Origin of the sequence: Halomonas sp. ANAO-440 (genome assembly GCF_019915905.1) — a bacterium.
In the GTDB taxonomy this organism is placed as follows: Bacteria; Pseudomonadota; Gammaproteobacteria; order Pseudomonadales; family Halomonadaceae; genus Halomonas; species Halomonas chromatireducens.
The window spans coordinates 1-1234 of sequence record NZ_JAHXBV010000060.1 but is presented as its reverse complement, the minus strand read 5'-3'; the positions used below and the strand labels follow the sequence as shown (position 1 = coordinate 1234).

Sequence of the window (1234 nt, the reverse complement as noted above, 5' to 3'; positions counted from 1 at the left end):
GAAGTGGTCCAATTGGAGCGGACACCCCGATAAGCCTCATAATGGAGGCAATGGAGGTGTTCATGACCAAGAAGACTCGACGTCGGTTTTCCGATGAATTCAAGGTGGATGCGGTGAGCCTGGTGATCGATCAGGGGTATTCCGTGTCTGATGCCGCCCGGCGCCTGGGACTTGAGCGCAGCATGCTGGACCGCTGGTGCCGCAAGCACCGTCAGCAGATTACCGGCACCCCGGGACGGCAGGAGGATGAGCGCGACATCGAGATCAAGAAACTCCGCGAAGAAGTTCGTAAGCTTCAGATTGAAAAGGATATTTTAAAAAAGGCGGCGGCCTTCTTCGCCAAAGAGTCGAGCTGAGATACCAGTTCATCGAGTCGGAGAAGGCCACCTACCCCGTGGCCGTGTTGTGTCGGGTCATGCAGGTCAGTCGGAGTGGTTTCTATGACTGGCGACGACGAGGCCCTGATGACGAGCGCCAAGCCCTGCTACGCGTGGTCAGAGAGATCCATCGCCAGAAGCGTGGCAGCTATGGCAGCCGCCGCATGGCCAGAGAACTGCGGCGGCGCGGTTACGACGTCGGCCGTTACCAGGCGCGAAGCCTGATGCGGGAGGTGGGTGTAGAGGCACGGCAGCGACGCCGGTGGCGTCATACAACCGATAGTGAGCACAGCCTGCCGGTGGCGCCTAACCTGCTGAACCGCCGGTTCCTGGTGGCGGAACCGAACCGGGCCTGGGTGGCCGATATCACCGCGATCTGGACGCTGGAGGGCTGGCTCTATCTCGCGGCGGTACTCGACCTCCACGACCGGCAGTTAGTGGGCTGGGCGATGGCCGACCACATGCGCACGTCGCTGGTGCTGGATGCCCTGGAGATGGCCATAGGTCGCCGCCAGCCTGAGAGCGGGTTGCTCCATCATAGCGATCGCGGCAGTCAGTACGCATCTCGTGATTACCGCGCCACGCTGGATCGGCACGGGTTCCAGGCCTCGATGAGCCGGAAGGGGAACTGCTGGGATAATGCCGTCATGGAGCGCTTCTTCGGTTCACTGAAAAGCGAGTGGCTGGCTGGCCAGCGCTACGGGAGCCGCCAGGCAGCACGGCGGGACGTGATCGAATACATCGAGATGGAGTACAACAGCTGCCGGCTCCACTCGACCCTGGGCTATCAGACGCCGAGGGAGATTGAATTGGCAGCTGCGGCTTGAAAATGTGTCCGCTCTGACTTGACCAGAACA

The 1234-nt window shown here is 61.2% G+C and carries 1 protein-coding gene; it reads left to right on the top strand.

The annotated features are described in order from the left end of the window. The first annotated feature begins 62 nt into the window (after positions 1-62). Positions 63-1204 (top strand): IS3 family transposase gene (locus tag KZO25_RS19840; protein WP_262489151.1). Its coding sequence is split into 2 segments (ribosomal slippage): positions 63-324 and positions 324-1204, totalling 1143 coding nucleotides; the frame shifts between segments, so codons are not numbered across the junction. Positions 1205-1234: the final 30 nt, after the last annotated feature.